Source organism: Limnofasciculus baicalensis BBK-W-15 (assembly GCF_024178385.1).
Lineage (GTDB): Bacteria > Cyanobacteriota > Cyanobacteriia > Cyanobacteriales > Coleofasciculaceae > Limnofasciculus > Limnofasciculus baicalensis.
In genome coordinates this window covers 2,020-7,569 of sequence record NZ_JAMZMM010000308.1, presented here as the reverse complement: position 1 = coordinate 7,569, position 5,550 = coordinate 2,020, and the positions used below count along the sequence as shown (strand labels likewise).

At 44.5% G+C, this 5,550-nt stretch carries 4 protein-coding genes and 1 pseudogene; 3 read left to right on the top strand and 2 right to left on the bottom strand.

The genetic code is table 11. The features are described 5' to 3' along the window. Positions 1-95: 95 nt before the first annotated feature. Together NJ959_RS22795 and NJ959_RS22790 are read right to left on the bottom strand one after the other, a co-directional pair. Positions 96-494, bottom strand: a complete 399-nt coding sequence (locus tag NJ959_RS22795; protein ID WP_254014037.1) for a hypothetical protein — start codon at positions 492-494, stop codon at positions 96-98. A gap of 29 nt (positions 495-523) precedes the next feature. After that, positions 524-1,855, bottom strand: a complete 1,332-nt coding sequence (locus NJ959_RS22790) for a hypothetical protein (RefSeq protein WP_254014036.1) — start codon at positions 1,853-1,855, stop codon at positions 524-526. A gap of 677 nt (positions 1,856-2,532) precedes the next feature. Here NJ959_RS22790 and NJ959_RS22785 point away from each other — a divergent pair. From NJ959_RS22785 to NJ959_RS22775, 3 genes and pseudogenes are all read left to right on the top strand, one after another. Further along, positions 2,533-4,038: a hypothetical protein gene (locus tag NJ959_RS22785; RefSeq protein WP_254014035.1), complete on the top strand. Its 1,506-nt coding sequence runs from the start codon at positions 2,533-2,535 to the stop codon at positions 4,036-4,038. A 71-nt stretch (positions 4,039-4,109) separates the two neighbouring features. Then, positions 4,110-5,207 carry a glycosyl transferase gene (locus tag NJ959_RS22780; protein WP_254014034.1) on the top strand — a complete coding sequence of 366 codons (1,098 nt, stop codon included), beginning with the start codon at positions 4,110-4,112 and terminating at the stop codon, positions 5,205-5,207. Positions 5,208-5,326: 119 nt separating this feature from the next. Beyond that, positions 5,327-5,550 (top strand): annotated as a pseudogene (locus tag NJ959_RS22775) (hypothetical protein); the annotation flags it as partial.

Genomic DNA, 5,550 nt, shown 5'->3' with positions numbered 1-5,550 from the left:
CTTGTCCCCCTTGTCCTCAATTGTTTAACCGAAAATGAAACAGCCCTGCCCTTCCATTGGGGGCTGGGGGGTTAGGTTTTTAATTTCCAGTCATCCTACCAAAGCCGATTGCGACTCCCACTAGCTGTTTCCACCCCATCGCGCTTCACCTCTTCCAAAAACACCCGGCTTTCCTCCACCAACCGCTTCAACTCCATACAATTTGGGTTGGCGTTTCCTGGTTCCCTAGCAAACCGACGTGGCCCCGTTTGGCCAAAAGCTTCAGGGCAACGTGAAGCCGCCTCTTTCAATCCTCGATCCAGACTTCTAGCCTTAGCCAGAATTTCCGGATCGATTTCACCCCCCTCCTCAAAAATAGGGGAGGTATTATTCCAGACATTGGTTCCTGTAATATCTGATTGGTTGGGCGGAAGCGCATTTCCAGGATTTGCGATCGCGCCACTACCCACTATAGATAAACCAATTGCCCAATTCAGCCATTTTCTGTTATTCATTACTGTCACTCCCACTTCTCTAACCTCGATTAAAACTTAATCGCAAAACCCGTACCCAAAACAAATCTAGCCTCATCTCCAGCCCCCGTAATATCCCGCAATGCTGGGGTAATTACAAAAGGGATATTTTTAAATGGTGCGATTGAAAGCCCCACTCCCAAATCTTGCCCGCTCCACTCGGCAATCAAACTAACGGGTTGAGCAATCCGAACCGCAACATTACCAAACACGTTGACATTATAATCATCATCATCAACCGCATCTTCAGTACGGAACTGTCCGCTGCCAACACCAGCAGTAAACGCAATCCGACTAAATGGTCGAGTAATGTCAGTTTGGGTGCGGAAAATTTTGCTGACAGTGCCGTAGATAGAATGCTCGAAGTCATTTCCATCCCCCAGGTTTAAAATTCCATTCCACCCCGCTGCCACCGCCCAACCTTGGGCAAATTGGCGATGGAGTTTAACATTAAAGCCTCCACTACCAAAATCTCGACTGGTGCCAAAACTGGCGAGTGTATAGGAGAATTCCACACCAACCGATTTTTGCGCATCCCCTAAACCGATACCAATTCCGACTGCGCCATCATCATCGTCAGTATATCTAGTTTGTTCTTGATAGGTGCCGCTAACAAACAGAGTATTCTGATCTGCACCAAACCCGGTAGGGATCGCAATACTGAGTGATGGAGAAGCTCGAAATTCATTCTCAACCTTTAGCTCTTCTACCTGCCGGAGTCTTTGCTGCAAAGTATCAATATCTACACAAGATTTCCCTGTCGATGGCGCTTGTGCCAAAATTGCCTGACAAGACTGCTGAGGCATATCGGAGTTGTTCCCCTCCGTTGCGGGCTGTAAATTCCCCTCACCGCTATTATTGGGAGTCACCCTATCGGCTCTATACTCCTGTGTCAACTCTTTTGCCCCTGTCTTTGGCTCCTCGACATTGGCATTGGCGACACTAGGCTCTACCATTGGCAAAATCGAGTTAGCAGTCTCCTTTTCTGTAATTTCAATTCCTTCTATCGCCACTCTGCCAAATTCCTGTCCGAGTAGAAATTCTGGTGATATGGTGGACTCTGGCTCTACACTGACTGCGATCGAATTTTTAACGCCTGTACTTCTTCTCTGACTCTGCTCCTCTTGCCCTACCCCTTGCTCAGAGGATTGAATACTCATCCCATCATCATGATGAGCTTCTTCTAATGCCACACTTGGAGGAGCGTAGTCTATACCCAGACTCGACTGAGACAATGCCGGATGAGGCAAACCCTGGGCTGCGATTGTGGCTAATGTATAAATCGCTACCTTCGGAGCATGTTTTAGGGGCGAAACCCATTTAGAGTCGAATGTTTCAGACATATTTTGCAGATCGGGCTTCGCTTTACCCGTGTAATATTTACTAGTACTAACTAAATCATGATAAATAATCCTAGAGATCGACTTAACCGACACGAACCAGCTCCGCTTTTAAGGTGTTATCAATTTATACAGACGCTGAATCCTTCGTCAGGACAGACTCGATCTCTTGCTCTTGGATCTACTAAACCATTAAACCATCTGTTCCCCGTTTCTCCGTCAACCCCCTGTTTTCTTCAGAACTCAGGAAGTTAAATTACAGACAAATCCTAGTTTAACGCTTGGAACAAGGGAATTGTACAACCTTTCTCGCTCCTGTCAAGATGTATTCGGGTACACCGCGAACTACTCACGCTCCCCGATCGGGTTGATAGCAGTTGCTAAAATACATAGATTTACCTAGACTTAGACTGGCAAATTCTGTGTAAAGCCGTGGAGAGATAGATTAGTATAGCAGTCGCCAAGGCGCTTAGTGCATTTTTGGTCACTTTGTCAGTGTATTTCGACTCTGATCAATGACTTAACCGCCCTGGCAGTTGCTATACAGCAAACCAGACAAAACTCCGTCCCTTCTGTCTATACACCCTAACGACGTTGGGAAACTGAGGGCTGCCATTAAATCAGTCCGAACTGAGTTAATATATAAAGATAAAGTCAGGTTCCAAAGAATATTGCACTTTATGACCACTCTCACGTACTGCAAAGCACTCCCAACACCGATAGATGAGTTGAACGCCATCGGCAAAACTCATCTATCGGTGTTTTTGATTGCTTATGCTCCCATCTTTCGCTCTGCTGTATGTGAGACAGTCAACTTTTTCTTGTCGAAAACTGAATTTAATAAGTCAAAATGGAACAGCCATCTCCAGACAACATTAGGCATTAGTAAACGTCATGCCAATGGCGCGATTGCCGCAGCCAAGGGTGCTGTTGATAGTGCCAAGAAGTGTCGGATTATACAGATCAAAACCTTAGAAGCCAAAGCTAAATCTTGTGAAACTTGGATTAAGAAAGCATCCAAAAAGCTCAAGAATGCTCGGGAATTTTATGAAAAAAAGAACTGGCAAAATAGTAAAACTGGTTGCGTAATACCCTTGTGTAGCTCACTAAAATACAAGGGAACTAACTGGCAAAACTTACGTTTTCAGATTCACAATAAGAAACGGAAACTCGACAGATACTTGAAAAAACTAGCGACTTTAAAGTCAAGTCCACTGAGGGTTTATGTCCCTAAAAATCAAGTATTTATAGTTGGTTCGACTGATGAATCTTACGGGAATCAAGTCTGTCAATGGGATGGGAATAATCTTAAGTTGAGAGTTCCAGCTTGCTTAGAGTCTCAATTTGGTAAATATGTAGAGTCTAAAATTGGAGACTTCCAGAGAAATATTAACCGCTTACCAGCAACAGGAGCCAAAACTTGGCACTTTTATTATAAGTCAGGAGTCTGGGTGGCTGCTGTTAGTTTTACACCGGAAAAAGTTAAGCAAGTATCTCGTGCTGTGGATTATGGTTCTATCGGTATTGACATGAACCCCGGCTCAATTGGTTGGGCTTATATTGACAGTGAAGGTAACTTAAAAGCACGGGGTAAAATACCTTTACAAACTGGTTTGCCTCATGGTAAACAACAGGCTCAGATTGTGATTGCTTGTTTAGAATTAGCACAGTTAGCGATTAAGTTTTCATGTCCTGTTGTCTGTGAAGAGTTGGACTTTTCCAACAAGAAAAATCAACTGAGAGAGCGTGGTCGAAAATATGCTAGGATGCTATCAGGCTGGGGTTATTCTGAGTTTGATAAACAGTTAAATTCAATACTTTCTAATAGAGGGATTGAATTAATAACAGTCAATCCTGCCTATTCTAGTATGATTGGTTTAGTCAAATATCTGAGGCTGTATGGCTTGGCTAGTGACACGGGGGCAGCCCTAGCGATTGCCCGTCGTGGGATGAGATTAAGTGAAAAGATACCAGGCTCCTTAACCGCCTTTGTTGATGTGAATTCAACTAAGCACGTTTGGAGCCTGTGGAGTCAACTGAATAAAAAAATCAAGCAATCCGGTATTAATCGCAGACACGATTATTATACCGTCTCTAACTGGGATTTTCTGGCCAACCTCGGGATCGGGGAAGCGTCAGCACTAGAAGAGATTGCTTCAGAAACTTATACCGTTGAGTTTTCCTAGGTTTACCTAGATTTTTAGAAGCGGTGAGAAAATGGATCGGGGCATCTATCTTAACCTATAGACTTACTGGCATGTCTCGACCTGTTTTATACTTTGCAATTACTAGCCACGGCTTTGGTCATGCTGTCCGCGCCTCATCGGTAGCGGCAGCAATTCAACAACTCTGTCCGGAAATCCTATTGATTTTAGTTACGACTGCACCGCGCTGGTTGTTAGAGTCTTATATTCCAGGGAATTTTATTCATCGCCCTCGTGCGTTTGATGTCGGTGTGATTCAAGCCGACAGCTTGACTATGGATAAAGAGGCAACCTTGGCAAAACTAAAAGAGATTCGCTCTGCCGAAAAATCAATTATTACTAGTGAAGTAAACTTTATTCGGACAAATCGGGTAGGGCTGATTCTTGCTGATATTCCTCCCCTGGCAGTGAACATTGCTCAAGGGGCTGGGATTCCTTGTTGGATGATGGGTAACTTTGGTTGGGACTTTATCTATCGGGAGTGGGGTGGGGAATTTAGCGAGATTGCCGATTGGATGGGGGATGCTTACCAATTTTGCGATCGCTTATTTCGCCTGCCCTTACACGAACCCATGAGTGCTTTCCCCAATATCGCAGATGTAGGATTAACAGGAGGTTCGCCAAACTATAGTTCAGAGGAATTGCGCCAGACTTTTGGCCTGAATATCCCTGTTGAAAAAACTATCTTACTCACCTTTGGTGGTCTGGGTGTCCAACAAATTCCTTACCATAATGTGTGTCAGTTTCCGGATTGGCAGTTCATTACCTTTGATTCCCTTGCACCGGATTTCCCCAATTTACTCAAGGTTAAGGGACACGAGTACCGCCCTGTAGATTTTATGCCTTTATGTGGGCGAGTTCTATCTAAGCCTGGTTACAGTACCTTTGCCGAAGCATTAAGCCTGGATATCCCCATTGTTTCCCTTACCCGCGAGGATTTTGCTGAATCAGACATCCTACTGGCAGGTATCGAAAATTACGCTTACCATCAAATTCTGAACCCTACAGAGTTTTTCAGTAGCCACTGGGAGTTTCTCCTTGAGTCCCCGCAACCACCCAAAACATCACAGTTTCTTGCCAAAGATGGCACAGATGCGATCGCCCAAACAGTCGTCAGCTATTTCCAGCAAGAAGTTAGGGGTAAGACTTGAGAGGTTATAGTTCTCAGTTTTGAATTAAATCTTAAAGCTTAAAACTCTAATCTCTCTTCCCTCTCTTCCCTCTCTTCCCTCTTCCCTCTCACCTCTCACCTCTCACCTCTTGACTCTCAATGATGGCCCCTGTAAATTCCCTCCTAGAAAAAACCGAACATAACCCCAAAACTCTGGAAATTGCTGAAATTGCAACAACCACCGAAATCCCAGAGTCAACTGAACTTCCTCAGACAGCTAAAACCCCAGATGTAACAGAAACACCCAAATCCACTAAAATCCTAGAGCCAACTGAACTTCCTCAGACAGCTAAAACCCCAGATGTAACAGAAACACCCAAATC

Bases quoted from the DNA above. Each gene is read 5' to 3' on its own strand.
- NJ959_RS22795 (WP_254014037.1), bottom strand. From the start codon at position 494: ATGAATAACAGAAAATGGCTGAATTGGGCAATTGGTTTATCTATAGTG.
- NJ959_RS22790 (WP_254014036.1), bottom strand. From the start codon at position 1,855: ATGTCTGAAACATTCGACTCTAAATGGGTTTCGCCCCTAAAACATGCT.
- NJ959_RS22785 (WP_254014035.1), top strand. From the start codon at position 2,533: ATGACCACTCTCACGTACTGCAAAGCACTCCCAACACCGATAGATGAG.
- NJ959_RS22780 (WP_254014034.1), top strand. From the start codon at position 4,110: ATGTCTCGACCTGTTTTATACTTTGCAATTACTAGCCACGGCTTTGGT.